The sequence below is a fragment of the Dechloromonas aromatica RCB genome (genome assembly GCF_000012425.1).
In genome coordinates this window covers 3,207,212-3,231,696 of sequence record NC_007298.1, presented here as the reverse complement: position 1 = coordinate 3,231,696, position 24,485 = coordinate 3,207,212, and the positions used below count along the sequence as shown (strand labels likewise).

At 56.8% G+C, this 24,485-nt stretch carries 24 protein-coding genes and 2 tRNA genes; 22 read left to right on the top strand and 4 right to left on the bottom strand.

Annotated elements, in window-relative coordinates:
• Nucleotides 1-97 precede the first annotated feature (97 nt).
• The 20 genes from DARO_RS15335 to DARO_RS15240 all read left to right on the top strand — a co-directional run bounded on the left by DARO_RS15335 (nucleotide 98) and on the right by DARO_RS15240 (nucleotide 19,414).
• Nucleotides 98-1,102 (top strand): TRAP transporter substrate-binding protein, encoded by a 1,005-nt coding sequence (locus tag DARO_RS15335; RefSeq protein ID WP_011288721.1) that lies wholly within the window; start codon nucleotides 98-100, stop codon nucleotides 1,100-1,102.
• Nucleotides 1,103-1,162: 60 nt separating this feature from the next.
• Nucleotides 1,163-1,945, top strand: coding sequence for a TRAP transporter small permease (locus DARO_RS15330; RefSeq protein ID WP_011288720.1), 783 nt, complete (start codon nucleotides 1,163-1,165; stop codon nucleotides 1,943-1,945).
• Nucleotides 1,942-3,225, top strand: a complete 1,284-nt coding sequence (locus tag DARO_RS15325) for a TRAP transporter large permease (protein ID WP_011288719.1) — start codon at nucleotides 1,942-1,944, stop codon at nucleotides 3,223-3,225. Before DARO_RS15330 ends, DARO_RS15325 begins: the two co-directional genes overlap by 4 nt.
• A 104-nt stretch (nucleotides 3,226-3,329) precedes the next feature.
• Nucleotides 3,330-4,016, top strand: a complete 687-nt coding sequence (locus tag DARO_RS15320; protein ID WP_041224444.1) for a hypothetical protein — start codon at nucleotides 3,330-3,332, stop codon at nucleotides 4,014-4,016.
• Between the two features lie 72 nt (nucleotides 4,017-4,088).
• Nucleotides 4,089-4,517: a nucleoside-diphosphate kinase gene (ndk, locus tag DARO_RS15315; protein WP_011288717.1), complete on the top strand. Its 429-nt coding sequence runs from the start codon at nucleotides 4,089-4,091 to the stop codon at nucleotides 4,515-4,517.
• Between the two features lie 9 nt (nucleotides 4,518-4,526).
• Complete coding sequence (gene rlmN / locus DARO_RS15310) at nucleotides 4,527-5,621, top strand: dual-specificity RNA methyltransferase RlmN (RefSeq protein WP_011288716.1); 1,095 nt, start codon at nucleotides 4,527-4,529, stop codon at nucleotides 5,619-5,621.
• Nucleotides 5,618-6,418, top strand: coding sequence for a type IV pilus biogenesis/stability protein PilW (gene pilW / locus DARO_RS15305; RefSeq protein WP_011288715.1), 801 nt, complete (start codon nucleotides 5,618-5,620; stop codon nucleotides 6,416-6,418). Before rlmN ends, pilW begins: the two co-directional genes overlap by 4 nt.
• Nucleotides 6,415-7,350: a RodZ domain-containing protein gene (locus DARO_RS15300; protein ID WP_011288714.1), complete on the top strand. Its 936-nt coding sequence runs from the start codon at nucleotides 6,415-6,417 to the stop codon at nucleotides 7,348-7,350. Before pilW ends, DARO_RS15300 begins: the two co-directional genes overlap by 4 nt.
• A gap of 3 nt (nucleotides 7,351-7,353) precedes the next feature.
• Nucleotides 7,354-8,583, top strand: a complete 1,230-nt coding sequence (gene ispG / locus DARO_RS15295) for a flavodoxin-dependent (E)-4-hydroxy-3-methylbut-2-enyl-diphosphate synthase (RefSeq protein ID WP_011288713.1) — start codon at nucleotides 7,354-7,356, stop codon at nucleotides 8,581-8,583.
• On the top strand, nucleotides 8,580-9,869 hold the full coding sequence (gene hisS / locus DARO_RS15290) for a histidine--tRNA ligase (protein ID WP_011288712.1): 1,290 nt from the start codon (nucleotides 8,580-8,582) through the stop codon (nucleotides 9,867-9,869). The genes ispG and hisS overlap by 4 nt, the downstream gene beginning before the upstream one ends.
• 5 nt (nucleotides 9,870-9,874) lie before the next feature.
• Nucleotides 9,875-10,513, top strand: coding sequence for a tetratricopeptide repeat protein (locus tag DARO_RS15285; protein WP_011288711.1), 639 nt, complete (start codon nucleotides 9,875-9,877; stop codon nucleotides 10,511-10,513).
• The gene (gene bamB, locus DARO_RS15280) at nucleotides 10,513-11,673 is read left to right on the top strand and encodes an outer membrane protein assembly factor BamB (RefSeq protein WP_011288710.1); all 1,161 of its coding nucleotides are present in this window, start codon (nucleotides 10,513-10,515) and stop codon (nucleotides 11,671-11,673) included. The genes DARO_RS15285 and bamB overlap by 1 nt, the downstream gene beginning before the upstream one ends.
• The gene (gene der, locus DARO_RS15275; protein ID WP_011288709.1) at nucleotides 11,670-13,001 is read left to right on the top strand and encodes a ribosome biogenesis GTPase Der; all 1,332 of its coding nucleotides are present in this window, start codon (nucleotides 11,670-11,672) and stop codon (nucleotides 12,999-13,001) included. Before bamB ends, der begins: the two co-directional genes overlap by 4 nt.
• A gap of 80 nt (nucleotides 13,002-13,081) precedes the next feature.
• Nucleotides 13,082-13,318, top strand: coding sequence for an RNA chaperone Hfq (gene hfq, locus DARO_RS15270; protein WP_011288708.1), 237 nt, complete (start codon nucleotides 13,082-13,084; stop codon nucleotides 13,316-13,318).
• Between the two features lie 63 nt (nucleotides 13,319-13,381).
• Nucleotides 13,382-14,536 carry a GTPase HflX gene (gene hflX, locus DARO_RS15265; protein ID WP_011288707.1) on the top strand — a complete coding sequence of 385 codons (1,155 nt, stop codon included), beginning with the start codon at nucleotides 13,382-13,384 and terminating at the stop codon, nucleotides 14,534-14,536.
• Nucleotides 14,537-14,572: 36 nt separating this feature from the next.
• Complete coding sequence (gene hflK / locus DARO_RS15260; RefSeq protein ID WP_011288706.1) at nucleotides 14,573-15,883, top strand: FtsH protease activity modulator HflK; 1,311 nt, start codon at nucleotides 14,573-14,575, stop codon at nucleotides 15,881-15,883.
• On the top strand, nucleotides 15,883-16,770 hold the full coding sequence (hflC, locus tag DARO_RS15255) for a protease modulator HflC (RefSeq protein ID WP_011288705.1): 888 nt from the start codon (nucleotides 15,883-15,885) through the stop codon (nucleotides 16,768-16,770). Before hflK ends, hflC begins: the two co-directional genes overlap by 1 nt.
• Entirely contained in the window at nucleotides 16,767-16,952 is a 186-nt protein-coding gene (locus DARO_RS15250) for a DUF2065 domain-containing protein (protein WP_011288704.1), read from the top strand. Before hflC ends, DARO_RS15250 begins: the two co-directional genes overlap by 4 nt.
• Nucleotides 16,949-18,103 (top strand): ATP phosphoribosyltransferase regulatory subunit, encoded by a 1,155-nt coding sequence (locus DARO_RS15245; RefSeq protein WP_011288703.1) that lies wholly within the window; start codon nucleotides 16,949-16,951, stop codon nucleotides 18,101-18,103. The genes DARO_RS15250 and DARO_RS15245 overlap by 4 nt, the downstream gene beginning before the upstream one ends.
• A 3-nt stretch (nucleotides 18,104-18,106) precedes the next feature.
• Nucleotides 18,107-19,414: an adenylosuccinate synthase gene (locus DARO_RS15240; protein ID WP_011288702.1), complete on the top strand. Its 1,308-nt coding sequence runs from the start codon at nucleotides 18,107-18,109 to the stop codon at nucleotides 19,412-19,414.
• Nucleotides 19,415-19,466: 52 nt separating this feature from the next.
• Here the strand turns inward: DARO_RS15240 and DARO_RS21870 are convergent, their stop codons facing one another.
• The 3 genes from DARO_RS21870 to DARO_RS15225 all read right to left on the bottom strand — a co-directional run bounded on the left by DARO_RS21870 (nucleotide 19,467) and on the right by DARO_RS15225 (nucleotide 20,376).
• A complete protein-coding gene (locus DARO_RS21870) occupies nucleotides 19,467-19,850 on the bottom strand; it encodes a hypothetical protein (protein ID WP_011288701.1) in 384 nt (127 codons plus the stop codon).
• Nucleotides 19,851-20,036: 186 nt separating this feature from the next.
• Nucleotides 20,037-20,121, bottom strand: a tRNA-Leu gene (locus DARO_RS15230).
• 170 nt (nucleotides 20,122-20,291) lie between these two features.
• Nucleotides 20,292-20,376: transfer RNA gene (locus DARO_RS15225), tRNA-Leu, on the bottom strand.
• Between the two features lie 40 nt (nucleotides 20,377-20,416).
• On the opposite strand from DARO_RS15225, the gene rnr reads away from it, so the two are divergent.
• Complete coding sequence (rnr, locus tag DARO_RS15220; RefSeq protein WP_011288700.1) at nucleotides 20,417-22,834, top strand: ribonuclease R; 2,418 nt, start codon at nucleotides 20,417-20,419, stop codon at nucleotides 22,832-22,834.
• Between the two features lie 15 nt (nucleotides 22,835-22,849).
• Here the strand turns inward: rnr and DARO_RS21865 are convergent, their stop codons facing one another.
• The gene (locus DARO_RS21865) at nucleotides 22,850-23,641 is read right to left on the bottom strand and encodes an HDOD domain-containing protein (protein WP_157037230.1); all 792 of its coding nucleotides are present in this window, start codon (nucleotides 23,639-23,641) and stop codon (nucleotides 22,850-22,852) included.
• Nucleotides 23,642-23,837: 196 nt separating this feature from the next.
• Here DARO_RS21865 and DARO_RS15210 point away from each other — a divergent pair, with 196 nt between their 5' ends.
• The gene (locus DARO_RS15210; RefSeq protein ID WP_011288698.1) at nucleotides 23,838-24,401 is read left to right on the top strand and encodes a hemerythrin domain-containing protein; all 564 of its coding nucleotides are present in this window, start codon (nucleotides 23,838-23,840) and stop codon (nucleotides 24,399-24,401) included.
• The last annotated feature ends 84 nt before the right edge of the window (nucleotides 24,402-24,485 follow it).

Sequence of the window (24,485 nt, the reverse complement as noted above, 5' to 3'; positions counted from 1 at the left end):
ATGTGGAAATCCACAATACGACTTGGTTCTGTATTTCGTAATACTTTTACTAAAGTGCAATTTTGTGTACGCGATTCGATAGAAAGAGGAGACGACAATGAATGTTTCAAAGCTGTTGATTGGCCTGTTTGCTGGTGCACTGTCGCTGGCTGTTTATGCTCAGCAACCCATTGTCATAAAGTTCAGCCATGTTGTGGCTGCTGATACACCCAAGGGAAAAGCTGCGGAAATGTTTGCCAAAAAGGCTGCCGAACTGACTGGCGGCAAGGTCAAGGTCGAGGTGTACGCTAATTCGACGCTGTACAAGGACAAGGAGGAAATGGAGGCGCTGCAGCTCGGCGCTGTCCAGATGCTGGCACCGTCGCTGGCCAAGTTTGGTCCGCTGGGCGTCAAGGAGTTTGAGGTCTTTGATCTGCCGTTTATCTTCAGCGACTATGACGCTTTGCGTAAAGTCACCAATGGCGCTGTTGGTAGGCAACTATTGGCCAAGCTGGAGCCCAAGGGAATCCGCGGCCTGGGCTACTGGGACAACGGCTTCAAATCCTTTTCGGCCAATACCCCGATCAGAACGCCGGCTGACCTGAAGGGCAAGAAAATGCGCATCCAGTCGTCCAAGGTGCTCGAGGAGCAGATGCGTTCGCTTGGCTCAATGCCCCAGGTGATGGCCTTTTCCGAGGTTTACCAGGCGCTGCAGACCGGCGTGGTTGACGGGACAGAGAATCCGATTTCGAATCTCTATACTCAGAAGATGCACGAAGTGCAAAAGTATCTGACGCTGACCGAGCATGGCTATCTGGGCTACGCAGTGATCGTTAACAAGAAGTTTTGGGACGGTCTGCCAACGGATATTCGCAAACAGCTTGAAGATGCGATGGAGCAGGCAACCCGCTACGCCAACCAGATTGCCAAGGTCGAGAACGATAACGCCCTTGAGGCTGTGAAGAAGAGTGGCAAGACGACTGTTTATGTACCGACCAAGGAAGAGCGTCTGGCTTTCAAGAAAGCACTGGTACCGGTGCATCAGAAGATGGAAGGGCGTATCGGCAAGGAGGTCATTCAGGGGGTTTATCGGGATACCGGGTTCAGGCCGGATGTCCTCTGATTCCTGAAAGTATATAAAAATTGGGGGCTTCGGCCCCCGGTATTACCGAGGGAGGCTAGCATGTTCAACAAGGCGCTCAATCACCTCGAGGAGTTGCTGGTTACGTTCCTGATGGGAGCGGCCACGCTGATTATCTTCGTCTCAGTGATGCACCGGTATCTGGCCGGTGTTGAAATCCCGGTTCTGCAGGACTGGTTGCTGACCCTCAATTTCAGCTGGGTCCAAGAGCTCTGCATCATCATGTTTGTCTGGATGGCCAAGTTTGGTGCTGCCTATGGTGTGCGGACTGGTATCCACGTGGGGGTCGATGTCCTGATCAATCGGCTTGATGACCGCATGCGCGGCAGGTTCATTGTTTTTGGCCTGCTGGCTGGCGCCTTGTTTACCGGTGTGGTCGGTGGCTTGGGGGGCAATTTTGTTTGGGAAAATGGCGCGCATTACGCCTTCTTCAATTTCTTCGGGATTCAGGGCGAGGATTTGTATGAGGGGCCGACCACGCCTGATCTCGAATGGCCGACTTGGATCGTCTACAGCGCTATTCCGCTCGGTTCGTCCCTGATGTGTTTTCGCTTCCTGCAGGTCACTTGGGGCTTCCTGAAAACCGGCGAATTGCCGCATCACGACCATGGTCATGTCGAGGGGCTGGAAGAGGAGGTGAAGCTGCCGGTCGATGTGGATGTTTATGGCATGGGCGATAACCTGCACATGCATGATCTGAAACATCCTCAACTCGGCGAACGCCGCAGTGGTGAGGATCGCCGGCGGGCTGGCGAGGCTGCCACCGACCATGAACGACGCCAATTGCAACGTCGCGGTGAAGAAAATCAAGGGGGTGAGCAATGAACGCGCTAGTGATTTTCAGTCTGCTGGCTGTCTTGATGCTGACCGGTATGCCGATCTCGATTTCGCTCGGCCTGACGGTGCTGACCTTCCTTTTTACAATGACCCAGGTGCCACTCGAATCGGTAGCGCTGAAGCTGTTCACGGGGATAGAGAAGTTCGAGATCATGGCCATCCCGTTCTTCATCCTGGCCGGCAATTTCCTGACTCATGGCGGGGTGGCGAAGCGGATGATCAACTTCGCGACCTCAATGGTTGGTCACTGGTACGGTGGTCTTGGTCTGGCTGGTGTGCTGGCGTGCGCCTTGTTCGCGGCGGTCTCGGGGTCCAGTCCGGCCACCGTCGTGGCCATCGGCTCCATTTTGCTGCCGGCTATGGTCAAGGCTGGCTTCCCGAACAAGTTCGGAGCTGGCGTGATTGCCACCTCGGGAGCGCTCGGTATCCTGATTCCACCGTCGATCGTCATGGTGATGTATTCGGTGGCGACCAATACCTCGGTGGGGGCGTTGTTCATGGCCGGGGTAGTGCCCGGTCTGGCATTGGCCGCGACGCTTGGTGGCGTGACCTGGTACCGGGCTCGCAAATTCGATTACCCGCGGCAGCCGAAAGCCAGCTGGGCCGAGCGCTGGAAATCCTTTCGCGCTTCTGTCTGGGGCTTGCTGCTGATTGTCGTCGTAATGGGGGGGATCTACACCGGGATCTTTACACCGACTGAGGCGGCTGCAATGTCGGCGGTCTATGCCTTTTTCGTCGCGGTTTTCGTCTATCGCGATATGGGCTTGAAGGATGTGCCGAAGGTGTTGCTCAATTCAGCCAACATGTCGGCGATGTTGCTCTACATCATTACCAACGCGGTGTTGTTCTCCTTCATCATGACCAACGAGAACATCCCACAGGCGTTGGCTGACTGGATGATGGGCCATGGTCTCGGGGTCATTTCCTTCCTGTTGATGTGCAATGTCCTGTTGCTGTTGGCTGGTAATTTCATGGAACCCTCGTCCATTGTGCTGATCTTTGCGCCGATTCTGTTCCCGGTGGCCATGAAGCTGGGAATTGATCCGGTCCATTTCGGCATCATCATGGTGGTGAATATGGAAGTTGGCATGTGTCATCCGCCCGTCGGACTCAATCTTTACGTGGCCTCGGGAATTACCAAGATGGGTATTACCGAGCTGACGGTTGCGGTTTGGCCATGGCTGCTCTCCATGTTGTGTTTCCTGGCGGTCGTTACTTACTGGCCCACCTTGTCATTATGGTTCCCAAGGCAGCTTGGAATGATCTAGGAACCACATTCATTTCTTGATAAACCCCGGTGGAAGCCGGGGTTTGTTTTTTGGTGGGGGCGGTATGGCACAATTCGGATCCCCGGACGGTTTATCAGGAAATCATGAAATTTGCTCTCTCCATCGTCGCGCTGATTCTTGTTGTATTGATCGTTCCGTTTTTGCTCCCGGGGGTGGGTAAGCAGGACGGTGTTGATCCGAACAGTAATCTGCCTTGGCAAATTGAACTCGATGGCGAGGGCGGAAGCACCGTTTTTGGGTTGAAGCCAGGTCTGAGTACTCTGGGCGACGTAAGACGGAAGCTGGGAAACGAAGTCGAGGTGGCAATTGTCGCTGAACCCGATGAAATCGGCCTTCTGGAGGGGTATTACGCTCAGGTGCCGCTGGGTTTCGTGCTCGCCAAGGTGGTCGTGACGCTCGACGCCTCGGGGGAGCTGGTTTCCGCCATGCGTGACCGGGCTTTGCGGGCCAAGCACATGGAAAGCACGACGCGCAAGATAACCTTGCATCCGGACGATTTTGTGGCAGTGGACAATCTGCCGGTCAAGGCGATCAGCGTGATTCCCTCGGTTAACCTCGATGAAGCCGCAGTGACTCAACGTTTTGGCGTGCCGGGCGAACGGCTGGTGGTTTCCGAAAAGGTGGTGCATCTGTTGTACCCGGACAAGGGGCTGGATGTCGTGGTCGATGGCGATGGCAAGGAGTTGCTGCAATACGTCGCACCGCGCAGCTTTGCCATGTTGCGCGATCCACTGAAGGCGGTTGCTGGCGAAAAAGCGCCAGCTCAGTGAGGCGGGCGTTCGTGTTTCGAATCTGCTAAAATTGTACGTTTATCAACTGACTAGCTTTCTCGGAGTAATCATATGGCTATCGAACGTACCCTCTCCATCATCAAACCCGACGCAGTTGCCAAGAACGTTATCGGCAAGATCTACTCCCGTTTTGAATCGAACGGTCTGAAGGTTATCGCTGCCCGCATGACCTGGTTGTCCGAGCAGGAAGCCGGCCAGTTCTACTCCGTGCACAAAGAGCGTCCTTTCTTCAAGGATCTGGTTTCCTTCATGACCTCTGGTCCGGTGATGATTCAAGCCCTGGAAGGTGAAAACGCCATCGCCAAGAACCGCGAGCTGATGGGCGCCACCGACCCGAAGAAGGCTGATGCCGGCACCATCCGCGCCGACTTCGCCGAATCCATCGATGCCAACGCCGTGCACGGCTCTGATGCACCGGAAACCGCTGCCGTGGAAATTGCCTTCTTCTTCCCGGGCATGAACACCTACGCTGGCCGCTAAGCAAAGTTAATGACCGTCAATCTGCTGGATTTCGATGGCGAAAGCCTGACTGCCTGGTTTGCCGAGCAGGGTGAAAAGCCCTTCCGCGCCAAGCAGGTTTTGCGCTGGATTCATCGTTCTGGCGTGGCGGACTTTGATGCCATGACCGATATCGCCAAGAGTCTTCGCGAGAAGCTCAAGGCGAAAGCGGTCGTGGCGCCGCCTGCCGTTGTTTCCGATAAGCTGTCGGACGATGGCACGCGCAAGTTTTTGATCGATGTTGGCAACGGCAATGCCGTTGAGACGGTGTTCATTCCCGAAGATGATCGCGGTACGCTGTGCATTTCGACGCAAGCCGGTTGCGCGCTCGATTGCGCTTTTTGTTCGACTGGCAAGCAGGGCTTCAACCGCAACCTGTCAGTGGCGGAGATCATCGGCCAGCTTTGGCAGGCTAATCACGCGCTGGGCGCGGTCCATGGCGACGAACGGGTGATTTCCAACGTCGTTCTGATGGGCATGGGCGAGCCACTCGCCAATTTCGAAAATTCTGTTGCCGCGCTGAAATTGATGCTCGACGACAATGCCTATGGCCTGTCGCGCCGTCGGATCACCGTGTCAACCTCTGGTTTGGTGCCGGTCATGGATCGTCTGGGTGATGAATGCCCGGTTGCTCTGGCTGTTTCCCTTCACGCGCCAAACGATAAGTTGCGCGACCAACTGGTGCCGATCAACCAGAAATACCCGTTGAAAGAACTGATGGCTGCCTGCCAGCGTTATCTGGAAAAGGCGCCCCGTGATTTCATTACTTTCGAGTACATCATGCTCGACGGTATCAATGATACCGATGCCCATGCCCGTGAACTGCTGGCGCTGGTCAAGTCGGTTCATTGCAAATTCAACCTGATTCCCTTCAATCCCTTCCCCGGCTCGCCATTCCGGCGTTCGCCAGCGGAGAGGGTGCGGCACTTCGCTGATATCCTGATGCAGGCTGGTATTGTGACGACAACGCGCAAGACCCGCGGTGATGACATCGATGCCGCTTGTGGTCAATTGGCTGGCCAAGTCCAGGATAAGACCAAACGAACCACTGGACGCGTGATTCCCCTGAAGGAGGCAAGATCGTGAAAGTCTTTTCGCTAAAAAGCCGGATTGTTGGTATCTGTCTGGGCGTGCTGTGCATTGTCTCCGCGCACGCGCAGTACAACTTCAACCCTTCCTCGACGGATCAATCCCAAGGGGCGACCGAGCCGCGCAATCGGGCCAAGATTCACACCGAACTGGGGTCGATGTATTTTCAGGCGGGGAACCCCGGGGTTGCGCTCGATGAGTTGCGCATTGCCCTGAATGCTGACTCCGGCTATTTTCCGGCATATAACGTTCGCGGATTGGTTCATTTGTCCCTGAAGGAATATGCCAAGGCGGAGGACGATTTTCGCCGAGCCCTGGATCTTGCCCCCAATGATCCCGAAGTTAATAATAATTACGGCTGGTATCTCTGTGAAACAGGCAAGGAACGTCAGTCGATTGCCTATTTTCTGAATGCCCTGAAGAGCCCTTTGTACGAAACGCCAGACCGTGCCTACACCAATGCCGGCACGTGTGCTTTGAAAGCAGGCGACCTCGAAGGGGCGCAGAATTATCTGCTGAAGGCCTTGCAGTTGTCGCGCGATGGCGCCGTGCAGGCACGCTTGCAACTGGCCAAGGTATTTTACCGGCGCGGTATTTTTGAAGAGGCGCGTGTCTATCTGAATGATGCGCTGCGCATGATGGAACCGCCGTCAGCCGAGGCACTCTGGCTTGGTCTTCGGCTCGAGCGAAAAATGGCGAACAAGGTGGCCGAATCTGGCTACGCATCGCAACTGCGCAGTCGTTATCCAACGTCGCCAGAGTATCAGGAATTCCTAAAGGGCAATTTTGAATGAGCGAGCAGGTCATTAGCGAAGACGCAGGCACCGAGGAAAGCGTCATTGTTTCCGAAATGCCGGTTGGTGAACAGTTGCGTCTGGCGCGTGAGGCGCGCGATCTTGAAGTCGCAGATATCGCGCGAACACTCAAGCTCGGGCCTCGGCAGGTCGAGGCTTTGGAGTGTGGCGATTGGCACGGCTTGCCCGGACAAACCTTCATCCGCGGTTTTGTCCGAAATTACGCGCGCCTGGTGCAACTCGATCCGGCCCCTTTGATGCTTCAGTTAAACCAGGTTCTTGAAAAACCAGCTGACAATCTGGCCATGCAGGAAGCTCGTCCAGCCTCAATGCCGAATTCCGGTTCTGGCGTTTCGCGACGAGATAGGGCGGTTGTGCTCGTAGGGGCTGGCTTGGTTGCGTTGGCTGGCTTGGTGTATTTTCTGATGCCCGCCGACCTGTCAGCCCTGCGTGAAAGCACCCAGTCGCTGCTTGATTCTCTGGCCCGGAAGGAAGTGCCAACCTCGGCTCCTGCGCCAGCCTCCGAGGGGACGTCTGCGGTTCCGGCCAGCGAGCCGGTTTTTCCGCCTGGAGCGACCCAGCAGCAGGTGATGTACCCGCAGGTTCTGGCTCCGGCCGAATCGCCTGCGCCATCTTCTGCCACTCCGCAAAAAGCCGAGTCATCTCCGTCGCAGCCAGCCGTGACTGCAGCGGATCAGCCACAGATGCGCTTCATCTTCGACAAGGAGTCCTGGATCGAAGTGCGGGATCGTGACAACAAGATCATCTTTTCCCAGCGTCTTGGTGCCGGTGCCGAGCAGGTAGTGTCTGGTCAAGGACCGCTGTCTTTGACGGTTGGTTATGCCCCCGGAGTCCGTCTCTTTTGGCATGGGCAAGCGGTTGACCTTGTCCCGCACACCAAGGGCGATGTGGCTCGCCTGGTTCTGGAGTAAGCCGTGAGTACAGTCATCAAGCGGCCGACCCGCGCTTGTGTCATTGGTCACGTCAAAATCGGTGGCGATGCCCCGGTGGTTGTCCAGTCGATGACCAATACCGATACCGCCGACTATCTCGCTACGGCCCTGCAAACGGCTGAACTGGCACGTGCCGGTTCCGAGCTGGTCCGGATCACCGTCAATTCGCCGGAAGCGGCAGCTGCCGTTCCCAAGATTCGTGAACATCTGGACCGAATGAATTGCAATGTTCCGCTGATCGGTGATTTTCACTACAACGGCCATCGCCTGCTGACTGAGCATCCGGCCTGTGCGGAAGCGCTGGCCAAGTATCGGATCAATCCGGGGAATGTAGGTTTCGGCAAGAAAAAAGACGAACAATTCGCCCAGATGGTTGAACTGGCTTGCAAGTACGATAAGCCGGTGCGAATCGGCGTCAATTGGGGGAGCCTCGATCAGGAGTTGCTGGCGCGCGTCATGGATGAAAACAGTCGCCGAGCAGAACCGCTCGATGCGACCGAGATGATGCGTCATGCCATGGTAACTTCGGCGCTGGAGTCTGCGGCCAAGGCGGAAGAAGTCGGCCTGGCCAGCGAGAAGATCATCCTGTCATGCAAGGTATCCAGCGTTCAGGATCTGATCGCCATCTATCGTGATTTGTCGCAGCGGGCCAATTACGCCTTGCACCTGGGGCTGACCGAAGCCGGTATGGGCTCCAAGGGTATCGTTGCTTCGACTGCTGCCCTCTCGGTGCTGCTGCAGGAAGGCATTGGTGACACCATTCGCGTGTCGCTGACTCCGGAGCCAGGCGGTTCCCGTTCGCAGGAAGTCATCGTCGCCCAGGAAATCCTGCAGACCATGGGCTTGCGCGCCTTCACGCCGATGGTTGCAGCCTGTCCCGGTTGTGGTCGGACGACCAGCACCTTTTTTCAGGAGCTGGCTGGCGAGGTGCAGGATTTTGTACGGGCCAAAATGCCTGAATGGAAGCTGCGCTACGACGGTGCGGAGAACATGACGCTGGCAGTCATGGGCTGTATCGTCAATGGGCCGGGCGAGTCCAAACATGCCAATATCGGCATTTCCTTGCCGGGAACTGGCGAAGCACCGTCTGCGCCTGTTTATGAAGATGGCGAAAAGACGGTCACCCTCAAGGGCGATAACATCGCCAACGAATTCAAGCAGATTATCGAGCGCTACGTCGAGCGCACTTACACCAAGAAACTGAAGTCATGAGTCAAACCTTGCAAGCCGTGCGCGGGATGAATGATGTCCTGCCCGACGAAGCTGAATTCTGGGAACTGTTTGAGGACACCATCCGTTCTTGGCTGAAGGGCTACGGCTATCGTCCGATCCGTATGCCGATCGTCGAGCCGACGCCGCTGTTCAAGCGTGCCATCGGTGAGGTGACCGATATCGTCGAGAAGGAAATGTATTCCTTTGTCGATGGTTTGAACGGTGAGGCACTGACGCTGCGTCCAGAAGGTACCGCTGGCTGCGTGCGAGCCGTCATCGAACACAACCTGGCCGCACGCCAGACGCAGCGGCTCTACTACATTGGCCAGATGTTCCGACACGAGCGGCCACAAAAAGGGCGCTATCGCCAGTTCCACCAGGTCGGTGTCGAGTCTTTTGGCATGGCCGGACCGGACATCGATGCCGAAATGATCCTGATGGGCGCACGCCTGTGGGCCGATCTCGGCCTGGATGGCATCGAACTGCAGCTCAACAGTCTTGGCCAGCCGGAAGAACGGGCCCTGCACCGTGCCGCGCTGATCACCTATTTCGAGGAAAACGCCGAACTGCTCGACGAGGATGCCAAACGTCGCCTGCATACCAATCCGCTGCGTATTCTTGATACCAAGAATCCGGCGATGCAGGAACTGTGCGCTGCGGCCCCGAAACTGATCGATTACCTCGGCGCCGAGTCGCTGGCGCATTTCGAGGGCGTCCAGCGCGTCCTGCGCGATGCCGGCGTGCCATTCACGATCAACCCGCGTCTAGTGCGTGGCCTCGACTATTACAACCTGACCGTCTTCGAATGGGTGACCGACAAACTCGGTGCCCAAGGCACGGTCTGCGCTGGCGGCCGTTACGACGGACTGGTCGAGCAACTGGGTGGCAAGCCAACGCCGGCCTGCGGTTTTGCCATGGGGGTCGAGCGCCTGATCGCCTTGATCCGGGAATCAGGCGGCGAACCGGCGGCGCCGGCCCCTGACGTTTACCTTGTGCATCAGGGTGAAGCGGCTGCCCGCCAGGCTTTCCGGGTTGCCGAAGGCCTGCGTGACCAGGGTATCAATGTATTGCAGCATTGCGGCGGCGGCAGCTTCAAGTCGCAGATGAAAAAGGCCGACGGCAGCGGTGCGACCTTTGCTGTCATCATTGGTGATGACGAAGCGGCGACCGGAGAGGCGCAACTGAAATCGTTGCGTGCAGAAGGCTCGGCACAATTGAAACTGAAAGTCGATGATCTGGCCGAGGCCATCATCGGACAACTGATTGATTCGGACGAAGAGGAATAAGCAGCATGGCGCATTACGACCTCGAAGAACAGGAACAGATCGACACTCTGAAAACCTGGTGGAAGATGTACGGCAACCTCGTGACGAACGTCATTGTCGCGCTGTCGCTGGCAGTGATCGGATGGCAAGGCTGGAACTGGTATCAGGGCAGCCAGGCCACCAAGGCCTCAGCGATCTATGGGGTGCTTGAACAGGCAGCGGCTGTTGGCGATGCCCAGAAGGTCAAGGCAGCCGCAGGCGAACTGGCCGAAAAATTTGGTGGTACCAACTACGCTGCCCTGGGGGCGATGCTTGCCGCCAAGCAATCCTTTGAGGCGGGGGATCTGAAGACTGCCAAGACTCAGTTGAGCTGGGTCGCGGAAAATGGCAAGGATGAAGTCAAGGATCTGGCTCGCCTTCGCCTGGTCGCAGTACAACTTGATGATAAGGCCTATGATGAGGCCATGAAACAACTCGATGCCGCGCACGCGCCAGTCTTCGATGCGCGCTTCCTGGAGCTGAAGGGTGACGTATTGTCGGCGCAGGAAAAAAAGGCCGAAGCCCGGACTGCCTACAAGGCTGCACTGGAAAAGATGACGGGCAAGCAGGGGGGCGGTCGTGAACTGCTGCAGCAGAAACTTGACGGCTTGGGCGAGGCGGCCTGATGTCACGCCAGCTCATCGCCTTGTTGACTGCAGCCGGCTTGCTGCTTAGCGGCTGCGCTACTATTTCCGATGGACTGGATGCGATCAACCCGTTCTCCAGTTCTGCGCCGAAGATGGCGCCTTTGCCGCCGCTAGTGGCGACCGCCGAGGTGCGCTCCTTGTGGTCGGCCAGCATCAGCAAGGCCGGGGACTACAGTTTTACACCTGCAGTGGTTGATAACGCGGTCTACGTTGCCGGTGCGAATGGCACGGTCAGCAAGATCGAGGATGGGAAGACCGTCTGGAAGATTGATGCTGGTCAGCCCCTGTCAGCCGGTGTTGGTGCCAATGCGCGTCTTGTCGTGGTTGCCACACCGAAGGGAGAAGTTCTGGCGTTCTCGCCGGAAGACGGCAAAGCGCTGTGGAAAGCACGTGTCTCGAGCGAGGTTCTCGCCGCGCCTGCGGTTTCTGATGATGGCGTTGCCGTGAAAAGCGGTGACAATCAGGTATTCCTGCTTGACGCTGGAGATGGTGGTCGGAAATGGGCCTATCAGCGTGCCACGCCGCCTTTGTCGGTACGAAGCGCCGGTTCGCCGGTCTTTGCCGATCGTTATTTGTTTGTCGGCTACCCCGGTGGCAAGCTGGTTGCTTTAGCCTTGCAGAACGGAGCTCCTGTCTGGGAAGGCGCTGTGGCCTTGCCGAAAGGTGCCACTGAACTTGATCGTGTTGCCGATATTGTCGCCTCGCCGGTTATCGAGGGACGACAAATTTGTGCCGTGGCATTCCAGGGGCGGGTTGCCTGCTTCGATATGGGCCAAGGCGGTGCGATGGTCTGGTCGCGTGACATTTCCTCGGTCTCTGGTCTCGCCATGGATGGCCGCTACCTGTTTGTCACTGATGACAAGGGTGTTGTTTATGCCTTGGATCGTCTTTCTGGCAGCAGTCTGTGGAAGCAGGACAAGCTGAAAAACCGTCGCCTTTCTGCGCCGGTCATTCGGCGTGGTCTGGTTGTCGTGGCAGATGCCGAAGGCATCGTGCATTTCCTTTCTCGTGAAGACGGCAGCTTTGCTGCTCGCCTGAAAACCGATGGCACGCCGGTTCGCGCGCCTCTTCAATTGCTCGGTTCCTCGGTTCTGGTTCAAACCTCCGGTGGTAGCGTGAGCGCACTCGAGGCTCAATGAAACCTACGCTCGTACTGGTTGGTCGACCCAATGTCGGCAAATCCACACTATTCAACCGACTGACCAAGTCGCGCGACGCTATTGTCGCCGACATGCCTGGGCTTACCCGTGACCGTCATTACGGTCATGGAAAGCTGGGCAAGAAGCCTTATCTGGTTGTCGATACCGGCGGTTTTGAACCGCTGGTCAAGGAAGGCATCCTGCACGAGATGGCGCGCCAGACCGAGCAGGCAATTGCCGAAGCCGATGCCATCATTTTCGTGGTGGATGGCCGTAGCGGCCTGACTCCTCACGACAAGGAGATCGCCAACAAGCTGCGCCGCATCGATCGTCCGGTATTTGTTGCAGTCAACAAGGCGGAGGGCATGAATTCCGGCATGGTTGAGGCGGAATTCCATGAGCTTGGCCTGGGCGAACCCAATGCCATTTCTGCTGCCCATGGTGAAGGTATCCGTGGTCTGGTCGAGATGGCGCTGGAGAGTTTTCCTGAGCCTGAAGAGGATGAATGGCACTCCGATTCCGTTCGCGTCGCTATCGTTGGTCGGCCAAACGTTGGCAAATCCACGCTGATCAACACCTTGCTCGGTGAAGAGCGAGTTATTGCCTTCGATGCTCCGGGGACGACACGCGACTCGATCGAGATCGATTTCGAACGTGGTGGCCGCAAGTACGTCTTGGTCGATACGGCCGGTATGCGCAAGCGCGGCAAGGTTTTCGAATCGATAGAGAAATTCTCGGTGGTGAAGACCTTGCAGTCCATTGAGGATGCCAATGTGGTCATCCTGATGGTTGATGCGCAGGCAGATGTTTCCGACCAGGATGCCCATATTGCCGATTTCATTCTGCAAAGTGGTCGCGCACTGGTGGTTGCTGTTAACAAGTGGGATGGCCTTGATGCCTATACCCGTGAACAGACGCGGCAGATTTTGCAGCGCAAGCTGAAATTCCTGGATTTCGCCAAATTTCATTTCATTTCGGCGCGTGACAACATTGGCCTTGGGAACATGTTCCGCTCGGTCGACTCTGCCTACGCTGCTGCGATGGCGAAAATGACTACGCCTCGTCTGACCCGTGTCTTGATTGATGCTGTTGCCAAGCAGGCGCCGGCCAAGCATGGGCTTTTCCGCCCGAAGCCGCGTTACGCTCACCAAGGTGGTTCCAATCCGCCGATCATCGTTGTTCATGGTAATGCGGTCGATCAAGTCACCGATAGCTACCGCCGCTATCTGGAACACACCTTCCGCGAAGCCTTTAAATTGCAGGGAACACCATTGCGCATCCAGTTCGTGACGGCCAAGAATCCGTTTGCCGACAAAGACAAGAAATAATCTGTAAATTTTTTAGCATCACCCCCCAAATTTGGGTACATTAGGACCCTCATAACAACTACCACCATGGAGTCCACACCATGAGCAACAAAGGGCAACTTTTACAAGACCCCTTCCTCAACGCTCTTCGTCGCGAGCACGTTCCCGTCTCGATCTACCTGGTAAACGGGATTAAATTGCAGGGCCAGGTTGAGTCGTTCGACCAGTATGTCGTGCTGCTCAAAAATACGGTTACGCAGATGGTATATAAACACGCCATCTCTACAGTGGTTCCGGCACGTCCGGTTAACCTTCAGCAGGAACAGGCGGCGGAATAATCGCCTACTGTCCAGCGCCCCGCCGAATTGGCGGGGCAGTGCTCAATACTCCAGGAAACGCCCATGATTGAACGACCCGCCGCCGGTGAACGTGCGGTGATCGTTCAGCTCGACTTCGGTCAGCTTGATCTCGAAGATCAGCTGGAAGAGGTCCGGCTGCTTGCCGAATCGGCGGGTGGGGTGGTGGTGGCTGAAGTTGGCGGTCGGCGGCAGAGTCCTGATCCGAAAACCTTTGCCGGCAAAGGCAAGGTTGATGAAATAGAGGCGATGATCGCTGCCACCAGTGCCGATCTGGTGATTTTTAATCATGACCTATCGCCGGCGCAGCAACGTAATCTTGAGCGGGCATTGCGCTGCCGAGTGATTGATCGAACCAGTTTGATTCTCGATATATTTGCCTTGCGGGCGTCCAGCGCGGAAGGCAAGTTGCAGGTCGAGCTGGCGCAGCTTGAGCATCTTTCGACACGATTGGTCCGTGGCTGGACTCACCTCGAACGGCAGCGGGGCGGTATCGGCATGCGTGGCCCGGGTGAAAAGCAGTTGGAAACAGACCGGCGCCTGCTTGGCAATCGCGTCAAGCTGTTGAAAGAGCGGCTAAACAAACTGTCCAGGCAGCGTGGCGTACAGCGCAAAGCCCGGAAGCGTGGCGATGTATTGAGTGTTTCTTTGGTTGGTTATACCAATGCCGGCAAATCGACACTGTTCAACGCGCTCACCCATGCTGGCGTTTATGCGGCGGACAAGTTGTTTGCAACACTCGATACGACTTCGCGTAAATTGTGGATTGAAGGTGCCGGCAATATCGTGATTTCTGATACCGTTGGATTCATTCGGAATTTGCCTCACTCGCTGGTTGATGCTTTTCACGCCACGCTGGAAGCGGCGACTGATGCTGACATTCTTTTGCATGTGGTTGATAGCGCCAGCCATGCCCGCGACGAGCAGATGATCGAGGTCAACAAGGTGCTTCAGGAAATCGGTGCCGATGCTGTCAGGCAGGTGATTGCCTGGAACAAGATCGACCTTACCGATGCCTCGCCGGGAGTGGAGCGGGACGAGTATGGTAATATCGCGCGCGTTCGAGTTAGTGCGCGCTCTGGAGAGGGCCTCGATTTGTTGCGTGAATCGTTGGCCGAATACGCCCGAGCCAAGGCCCAAGCCCGTCAAAAGGCATTGGCTGAGGCCGAAAAACAAGCACAATACGACTATATCAACTGAACCCCGACATCCATGATTCCGACCCTAGGTATTTTCATGTCGCTCAATGACCCGCAGTGGGGCAACCGTGGCAGCAATGACGGTGACAAGCCCAACGGCAATGGTCCGCGCCGACCCAACGATGGCCCACCGGATCTCGAGGAGCTCTGGCGCGACTTTAATCGCAAACTGTCCGGCATGTTCGGTAATAAAGGCGGCGGCGGTGGCAATGGCGGTGGCGATGGGCCCCGCATGCCGAATATCGATTTCAACCCGAAATTCCTGGGCGGTGGCCTGGGGTTGTTGGTTGGGCTGGCGGCGGTGGTCTGGCTGGCCTCGGGTTTTTATATTGTCGATGCCTCGCAACGCGGATTGGTGCTCCAGTTCGGCAGTTTCAAGGAGGCAACCGAACCTGGTTTGCGTTGGCGTTTTCCTTACCCGATTCAGTCGCATGAACTGGTCAACCTGACGGGGGTGCGCACGATCGAAATCGGCTACCGCGGCAGCGAACGCAACAAGGTGCTCAAGGAAGCACTGATGCTGACCGATGACGAAAACATCGTGAACATCCAGTTTGCAGTTCAATACATCCTGAAGGATCCAGTCGAGTATTTGTTCAACAATCGTTCTCCGGACGAAGCGGTGATGGGGGCTGCCGAAACGGCGGTTCGTGAGATCGTTGGCAAGAGCAAGATGGACTATGTGCTCTACGAAGGTCGGGAGCAGATCGCCTCGCAGGCATCCAAGTTGATGCAGGACATCCTTGACCGTTACCAGAGCGGCATCCTGATTTCCAAGGTAACGATGCAGAATGCGCAGCCGCCCGAGCAGGTGCAGTCGGCTTTTGATGATGCGGTCAAGGCTGGTCAGGATCGTGAGCGCCAGAAGAACGAAGGTCAGGCCTACGCCAACGACGTTATTCCGAAAGCCAAGGGCACCGCAGCACGCCTGCTGGAAGAGGCTAATGGCTACAAGCAGCGCGTGATTTCCTCGGCCGAAGGTGATGCCTCGCGGTTCAAGCAGGTGCTGACCGAATACGCCAAGGCGCCGGAAGTGACGCGTCAGCGCATGTATCTGGAAACCATGCAGCAAATTTACGCCAACACCAGCAAGGTGATGGTGGATGCCAAGGGGCAGGGCAACCTGTTGTACCTGCCGCTCGACAAGTTGATGCAGGCGACCGGGGCCGCGACTGCTGCTCAGGCTGCTCCGGAAGCTTCAATTGCACCGTCGACGGCACGCCCTTCGGCACCGCTATCATCCGAGGCGCCGCCGCAATTGGAGACGGCACCCAAGGTGGGTGGAGGCTCATATTCTCAGAGTTCGCGCGATGGTTCGCTGCGTTCGCGTGATCGGGAGGGGCGTTGATGAGTCCGCGTATCAATCTGTTGGGTGTAGTAATCGCTACCGTGCTGGTGGTGATGGCGATGTCGATCTTTACAGTCGACCAGCGTCAATACGCCGTGGTTTTTCAGTTGGGTGAAGTCAAGCGAGCAATCGCCGAGCCCGGACTCTACTTCAAGGTGCCGATGGTTCAGAATGTGCGCTATTTTGAAAAGCGCATCATCACGCTGGATAATGCCGACCCGGAGCGCTTTATCACCTCCGAGAAGAAGAACGTCCTCGTCGACTCCTATATCAAGTGGCGCATCGTCGATCCGAAGCTGTATTACATTTCGGTCGGTGGCGATGAATCGCGTGCCAAGACCCGTCTGAATCAGACAGTTAATGCTGGTCTGCGCGAGGAGTTCGGTAAACGTACCGTGCACGACGTGGTTTCCGGCGAGCGCGACAAGATCATGGACCAGATGCGCGAAAAGGCTGATGCCGATGCCCGCAAGATTGGGGTGCAGATCGTCGACGTCCGTGTGAAGCGTGTGGAATTGCCGACTGAGGTCAGCGAAGCGGTTTATCGCCGGATGGAAGCAGAGCGCAAGCGCGTCGCCAACGAATTGCGTTCGGAAGGTTCTGCCGAGGCGGAAAAGATTCGCGCCGACGCCGATCGCCAGCGCGAAATCATCGTTGCCGAGGCCTACCGTGATGCCCAGAAGATCAAGGGTGAAGGTGATGCCAAGGCGACCAATACGTACGCTCAGGCTTTTGGCCAGAATCCCGAGTTTTATGCCTTCTATCGTAGTCTCGAAGCCTATCGCGGCAGCTTCAAGAGCAAGAGCGATGTGCTTGTTCTTGAGCCCAACTCTGATTTCTTCAAGTACATGAAGGGAGTCGGGCGTGGGAATGACAAGGTTAAATGAGCTCTACTATCCTTCTTGCCTTCGCGCTGATGCTGGTGCTCGAAGGATTGATGCCTTTCATTGCGCCGGCGGCCTGGCGTGAAACCTTTCGCCGTCTAATTCAATTTTCGGATGGGCAGATCCGCTTCGTTGGCCTGACCTCGATGCTGATCGGCCTGATCCTACTGATGCTTTTCTCATGAACTGGTTGTTACCTGAATACCTTGCTGATGCCTTGCCTGCAGAGGCCGCCCGCATCGAGCGCTTGCGTCGTACCGTTCTTGATCATTTCCGCAGTCGCGGCTTTGAGCTGGTCATGCCGCCCATGCTTGAATATCTCGAGTCTTTGCTGACTGGTGCTGGTCAGGACCTGAAGCTGCGAACCTTCAAGCTGGTCGATCAACTTTCCGGTCGGACCATGGGGGTGCGGGCTGATATCACGCCGCAGGCAGCTCGTATCGACGCGCATCTGCTCAATCATCAAGGTGTGACCCGTCTCTGTTATTGCGGCAATGTGCTTCACACCTTGCCGGCGACGATTTCCGCCGGTCGCGAGCCGCTACAGATTGGCGCTGAGCTCTACGGCTATGCTGGCATAGCCGCCGACCTTGATGTCATTCGATTGATGGCAGGGGCTTTTGATCAGATCAAACTGCCGATTCGTCGCATCGATCTCGGGCATGTCGGTATTTTCCGAGCGCTGGCTGAAGCGGCTGGTTTGCCGCAGGAGGCAGAAGATAGTGTATTGAGCCTGCTGCAGACCAAGGATGTGCCTGGCCTGATCGAAGCCTGTGCCAACGTGCCATCGCCCTATCGCGAAGCGCTGCAGCGCCTGCCGCAACTGTACGGCGGAGCTGATGTGCTGGAACGAGCCGCTGCCGAACTGCCGCCGCTGCCAGCAATTACTGCTGCTCTGGAAGGCTTGCGCCACCTGCTGGTCGGCGCACCTGAATTGCCCTTCTCGATCGACCTGTCCGACCTGCGTGGCTACCACTATCACAACGGCGTGGTCTTCGCGGCCTATTGCGATGGTTATCCGGCAGCCATTGCGCTGGGCGGCCGTTACGATGGCGCTGGCAAGGCCTTCGGTCGTGCTCGTCCGGCGACCGGTTTTTCGATGGATTTGCGCGAAGTCGCTCGTCTGGTGACTGTCGGCAAGTCGAATGGCGCGATCCTGGCGCCCCATGCTGGACAGAACAAGCACTTGGCGGCTCACATTGCCGCGCTGCGCGAACAGGGTGAGATTGTCGTCGAACTGCTGCATGGTGAAACGGCGTGCGAAGGTCCGCTCTGCGACCGGAAGCTGGCGCTGGTCGGCGAACACTGGATTATTGAAGCAATACAAGAGGATTAAAAAATGGCAAAGAATGTCATCGTGGTGGGAACCCAGTGGGGCGACGAAGGTAAGGGCAAAATCGTCGACTGGCTCACCGATCACGCCAAGGGCGTGGTGCGTTTTCAGGGGGGGCATAATGCCGGCCATACGCTGGTCGTCGGCGAACAAGTCTACAAGCTGAACCTGGTGCCTTCCGGCATCGTTCGCGATGGCGTCGAGTGTTATATCGGCAATGGCGTCGTGCTCGATATTCATCACTTGCTCTCGGAGATTGCAGAGCTGGAAAAGGGCGGTATCGACGTTCGTTCCCGCCTGAAAATCAGCCCGGGATGTCCGCTTATCCTCCCGTATCACTCTGCTATCGACAAGGCCCGCGAATGTGCCAAGTCGGAAGATAAAAAAATTGGCACCACCGGCAAGGGTATTGGTCCGACCTACGAGGACAAGGTTTCTCGCCGTGGCCTGCGCGTCTATGATCTGTTCAATCCGGAACGTTTTGCCGAAAAGCTGAAGGAAGTGCTGGAGTACCACAACTTCGTGTTGACCCAGTATTTCAAGGCGCCGGCCGTTGATTTTCAGACGGTTTACGATCAGGCAATGGCCGATGCCGAGCAGATCAAGCCGCTGGTTACCGATGTGTCAGCCGCGCTTTACGCGGCCAACAAGGCCGGTTCCAATCTGCTGTTCGAGGGCGCGCAAGGCACGTTGCTCGATATTGACCACGGGACCTATCCGTTCGTCACCTCGTCCAACTGCGTGGCTGGCCAGGCTTCGGCTGGTGCTGGCATTGGCCCGGGCATGCTGCATTACGTGTTGGGCATCACCAAGGCTTACTGCACGCGCGTTGGTGGTGGCCCGTTCCCGAGTGAGCTGGATATCGAAACTGAAGGTGCGCCGGGTTACCAGATGTCCCAGGTTGGCCGCGAGTTTGGCACCGTGACTGGTCGCAAGCGCCGTTGCGGTTGGTTCGATGCTGCTGCGTTGCGCCGTTCAGGTCGGATTAATGGGCTGACGGGGCTGTGCATTACCAAGTTGGATGTGCTTGATGGTCTAAAGGAATTGAATATTTGTACCGGCTACAAGCTCGATGGCAAAATCATTGATCTATTGCCGATTGGTGCAGATGAGGTTGTCCGCTGTGAGCCGATCTACGAAACCATGCCGGGGTGGACTGATACGACCTTTGGCGTCAAGCGCTGGGAGGATTTGCCAGTGAATGCTCAGTCTTATTTGAATCGCCTTGAGGTGTTGTGTGAAGTGCCGATCGCCATTGTGTCGACTGGCCCGGAGCGTGACGAAACAATCCTCAAACAGCATCCGTTCAAGTAATTTTCTTCGCCGACTTGCATGAATAACGGGCTCATCGGGCCCGTTTTTGTTTTTAGCGTGCCGGGACGACTTGCCAGCCTTCGGGGCAGGCATTGGTATAGGGGTAGTACTGGTCGGATGATCCGCAGTAGTACCACACGTCACTCCGTGTTGGTGGGGCAGCGTAGGCCGGGGCTTGTTGTACGTAGACCGGAGCGGAATAGACTGGTGCCGGGGCTGCGTAGGCGTTGCTGTAGGCGGCGGCGCCGATGGCCATGCCTGCGATGGCTAGTACGGCGGCAGGTCCGACCCATCCGGGACCACTGCGATGGTGGTTCTCGTACATTGGCATCGGCGGGCGGAAATTACCGTGGTGGCGACCCCAGTCGGCCTGCGCCGATGTGTTGACGGTCATGGCCAGGGCGGCGGCGATGCAGAGGGTGGTGGTCTTCTTCATGGTTCGGCTCAAATGTGTCGTTTGGACAAGCCAAATAACGATTCGCCGAGGACTGCGATGACCCGCGTTGTGTACGGATGTGTGAGCAATTGTTGCTGCAGTCGTGGGTTTGGCTGGTTTGCGGAAGAAAACTGCAGCCGGAAATGAAAAAGGCCTTGTTTTAACAAGGCCTTTAATCAAAATCGCTGGTGCCCAGGAAGGGACTCGAACCCCCACGGAGTTACCCGCTAGTACCTGAAACTAGTGCGTCTACCAATTCCGCCACCTGGGCACAGGTGCGAAGAGCGCGCATTTTACACGATTTTGGGTTGGTGTAAACTGTTTTCGTATCGAGATTGAATTCGGGGTTTTCATAGTGCTGTGAGACAATCCGCGCAGTTGTTCGGCGAATGCCGAAAAGAAAAAAGGCTTCGATTGCTCGAAGCCTTTGATCCGAATCTTTGGTGCCCAGAAAGGGACTCGAACCCCCACGGAGTTACCCGCTAGTACCTGAAACTAGTGCGTCTACCAATTCCGCCACCTGGGCACAGGTGCGAAGAGCGCGAATTTTAGAGGAAATAAAGTTAATGTCAAGAAAGAAACTATCCAAAATCCGGCGAGCCGATCCCTTTTTCGAGCGTGAATTAGCCCGCTACGAATTCCCTTTACCGTCACGCGAATATGTTTCACAGGTGCTGACGGATGAGGGGCGGCCGCTTGAGCTTGCCGAATTGATTGAGTTGCTCGATATCACCAGCAGTGAGCGCGAAATGTTCCAGCGCCGGCTTGGCGCCATGGAACGCGAAGGGCAGTTGTTGCGTAACCGCAAGGGGGCCTACATCCTGCCCGAGCGGGCCAGCCTGACGCCGGGCCGGGTGCAAGGGCATCCGGATGGCTACGGTTTCCTGGTGCCGGATGATGGTAGCGCCGATATCTTCCTGGATCAGCACCAGATGGGTAAAGTGCTGCACGGTGACCGGGCGCTGGTCCGGGTGACAGGCATCGACCGCAAGGGGCGTCCCGAAGGCGGCATTGTCGAGGTCACCGAGCGGGTCAATACCAAGGTGGTGGGTCGGGTATTCGTCGAGCACGGTGTCGTGTTCGTGGTGCCCGAGAACAAGCGTATTTCGCAGGATATTCTCGTGCCACCGGAGAAGAAGGCGAAGTTCAAGCCGGAGTCCGGGCAGGTGGTGATGGTCGAGATCATCGAGCAGCCAAGCAAGTACTCCAAGCCTATCGGGCAGATCATCGAAACACTGGGCAACTATGCCGATCCTGGCATGGAGATCGAGATTGCGCTGCGTAAGCACGATCTGCCGTTCGAGTTTTCGAAGGCGGCGCTGGAGGAGAACAAAGCGCTGCCGGACAAGGTCAAGAAAGCCGATTACGCTGGTCGGGAGGATTTGCGCGAGTTGCCATTGGTGACCATCGATGGTGAAACGGCGCGCGACTTCGACGATGCGGTGTTCTGCGAGAAAAAAGGGCGCGGCTGGCGGCTGGTGGTGGCAATTGCCGACGTGTCGCATTACGTCAAGCCGGGGATGGCACTCGATAAGGAAGCCCTGGAGCGCGGCAACTCGGTCTATTTCCCACGTCGGGTGATTCCGATGCTGCCGGAAAAGCTGTCAAACGGCATCTGCTCGCTGAACCCGGATGTCGAGCGGATGGCCATGGTCTGCGACATGGAGATCAGTTCAAGCGGCAAGATAGGCAAGTATCGTTTTTACCCGGCAGTTTTCCGCTCGCATGCGCGATTGACCTACAACCTCGTCTGGTCGTGGCTTAATGGTGAGAAAAAGCCGGAAACCGAGGCTCATATTAGCGTTTTGCCGCACGTTCAGAATCTCTACAAGCTGTTCGGCGCCTTGCATAAGGCGCGCGGCCAGCGGGGTGCAATCGATTTCGAAACGACTGAAACCCAGATGCTGTTCAATGAGCAGGGCAAGATCGAGAACATCGTGCCGGTGGTACGCAATGATGCGCACCGCATCATCGAGGAGTGCATGCTGGCCGCCAACGTCTGCGCTTCGGACTTCCTGGCCGAGCACAAGCAGACTTGCCTCTATCGTATCCACGAGTCACCTTCCGAAGACAAGCTGAAGAATCTACGCGCCTTCCTCGGTGAGTTCGGCCTCGCCCTCGGTGGCGGTGATGAACCGCGGGCCAAGGATTACGGCATCCTGCTTGAAAAGGTCAAGCTGCGTCCGGATTTCCAGCTCTTGCAGACGGTAATGCTCCGCTCGCTCCGGCAGGCGATGTACAGCCCGGATAACGTTGGTCACTTCGGCCTGGCCTATGAGCATTACACCCACTTTACTTCGCCGATTCGCCGCTATCCCGATCTGCTGGTGCATCGGGCGATCAAGGCGGTACTGGCTGGTCAGAAATACGTGCCGTCACGCGAGTGGGATGATATTGGCCTGCAATGCTCGTCGACCGAGCGACGGGCTGACGAGGCGACGCGCGATGTCGAGAACTGGCTGAAGTGCTTCTTCATGAAGGAGCGTATTGGCGAAGAGTTTGACGGGACGATTTCGGCGGTCACGGCCTTTGGCTTCTTCGTTGCGCTCGACACCATCTACATCGAAGGTCTGGTGCACGTGTCGGAGCTGGGCTCCGATTACTTCCAGTTCGACAATATCAAGCACCAGATGCTTGGCGAGCGTACCGGGCAGCGTTTCCGCCTTGGTGATCGGGTGAAGGTCAGGCTGGTGCGGGCCAATCTTGAGTCGAACCGGATCGACTTTGTGCTGGCCGGGGATGACAAAGCATCGCGCGGCGGAAAATCGGCGGGGAAATCTGCCGGCAAGACCTTCGGCCGCCCTGTCGTCGCCAAGGCCTCGGTCAAGCCTGCGCGCCAATCGGTCTCAGCAGTCAAGGCAGTGGCCAAGGCGCCAGCCAAGGCGGCAAAGAGCGCATCCAAGCCGGCGGGCAAGAAGGCGCCTGCCAAGGCCAAGGTCGGGATGGCCAAACCGGCGCGGAAACCAGCTACCAAGCGGCGTTGACCACAGCGTTCGCGCTCAGTGGTGGGTCGGGTCGAGCAGGTCGCTTGCCTTGAGGGCGATGTTGGCTACTTGCACTTCATCGAGGCCGGGCAATTGCTCGGCCAGCCATTCGAGCGAGGCACTGGGGATGATGTGCTTGGCTTCTGCGATGTCGGACGGCAAGGCGGGATCATCCGGCCCCCCCGAAGCCAGATGCCGTGCGGCATCTACGCATAGTCGTGAGAGATTGGAACGCGGGTTGTCAACGCCGCGGATCAGTTGGGTAAGCAGAGAGGGGAGGTGCCAGATCGTGGCGCACTTCAGCGTCAGATCCTTGAAGCGGAACCCACAAGTATCCAGCTGCGCCTGAGCGGAGCGCGAAGCGCGACCGGAGTGCAGGGCGGCTTGGGCTGCCTCGGGCAACTCGCGGGCAAACAGCCAGAGTAATAGCTCGCCAAGTTCCGACAGTAAGGCGGCCATGGCAACTTCGTCCGGGGAAATGTCGGCGCGGGCCGATCCCCAGCGCAGCGCAAGGTGCCTTGCCAGATAGGCGCTGGCTTCGCAACGGGCGAGGCCGATTTCGGATTCATCGGTTTCCTGGCTGTTGAGCAGCAGGCGGCGAAAAGTATCTGTGCCAAGTTGCATCACTGCAGCAAGAGGCGTGGTGGTTTCGTGTCCCAAACGCTGCGCGCGGCGGTTCTCTGCTTCGCGAAGCACCCGCAGGCAGAGGAAGGGGTCACCCGCAGCAATGTCGGCGAGCTCCCGGGCGGCAAGTTGTTCGCCCTGACAGCTTTCAAGGGCAAGCAACATGGCTTTGGAGCGTGGCATGCAGGGTAGTTCCTTGCTGCTCAGGAAGGCTGCCCACTGATCGACACCCCAGCGTTTTTGATTATCCGACAGCAAGTTTTTCCCGGAATTGGTCTGATGTTTTATTAACGGCAGTATCTCTCAGAAATGAATAGGCCTGCTTCAGTTCAATAAAATCATATTAAAATAGAAATAGTTAATATTTTTTGGAGTGGTAATGACGAAACAGCGGGCGGTTTCGATCCCGACTCGTAGGGATGAGTCCGTCAGTGCGCTGTCCGATATTACCGCTCACTGGCTGACAACCGGGGCCTTGCCTCCGGAATTGGTGACCGGCCATAAGCTCATTGATTTTGAGCATCGTTTTCTGGTTTCTGCGATCGCAAATCTGCGCAAGGTTTGCATTGACCACGAGACCTTTGCCGATTGCAGCGGTTGTGGGCATGAGTCCCAGCTGCGCTGCGAAAACCAGTTGATTGGCTTGCTTGGTGATATATTTTCTTTCATTCTTGATCACTTCAAGACGGAAGAAAGCATCATGCGAGATTCGCTGATGCTGATGGTTGATCGTGATATGTGCCAGGCGCATATGGAAGATCATGCCGAGATCGCCGCCAAGGTACAGGAAATCGTTTCCTCACTTGATCAACTTCATGTCGTTTCAAGAATTCGCGAACTTGAGAAATTGCTGGCGCGCTGGATAACCAATCACATTGCCTTGCATGATCTCCTGTTGGCGCGCTGGATTTCCCGTGAGGACTCCCTGCTGCAGGGATTTTGAACCTTCGCTGATGACCTGTTTGAGCAAGGCCAGTTTCCGGTGCTGCCGGCTGGCGCGGTAGAATTCGGCATCCTGAATTTCGAA